The organism is Pseudomonas sp. 30_B (assembly GCF_017491605.1).
Lineage (GTDB): Bacteria > Pseudomonadota > Gammaproteobacteria > Pseudomonadales > Pseudomonadaceae > Pseudomonas.
This window is the reverse complement of the sequence record NZ_JAFGYY010000248.1, coordinates 1-483: the sequence shown is the minus strand read 5'-3', so window position 1 is coordinate 483 and position 483 is coordinate 1. Positions and strand designations below refer to the sequence as shown.

The 483-nt window shown below is 59.6% G+C and carries 1 pseudogene; it reads right to left on the bottom strand.

What is annotated here, in order from left to right:
- Nucleotides 1-194, bottom strand: a pseudogene (locus J5M67_RS28125) (sugar ABC transporter permease); the annotation flags it as partial.
- Between the last annotated feature and the right edge of the window lie 289 nt (nt 195-483).

Genomic DNA, 483 nt, shown 5'->3' with positions numbered 1-483 from the left:
AATTTCTCCACTGTCCGGCCTCCGCCATAAAGGCCGCCTCCCTCGGCAACCTGCTTGTGGAACCCAGCCCGGATGCTCTCAATGATGGGAGCAACGAACACGATGATGAAGACGATGGTGAATGGCAGTGCGAATAACCAGCCAGTTAGCGCCTCGTGTCTGGCCTTGCGACTAGCCATCGTGGATGAGGACATGCCGACTCCTGTGAAGAATTGTCACGGTGCGGATCTTCCCGCACCGTTCGGCGACCATGGCGATCGCCGCGGACTGCGTCAATGACAGATCAAAACTGTCAGTCGAGGTGGGGTTTGGGGCCTCCTGAGCCATAGGAGACCCCAAACCGGCAAAAATGATCGGTCCGGACTGCGCACGCCGCTACCCTCGCCCAACCCGGAGCCGACCACCTTGCGTGAAAATCACCCGTTCACGGGGAGTCCAGCGTCCTTAAGCGCCTGGACCGAGGTGTCTTGCGCAGTCTGGAAG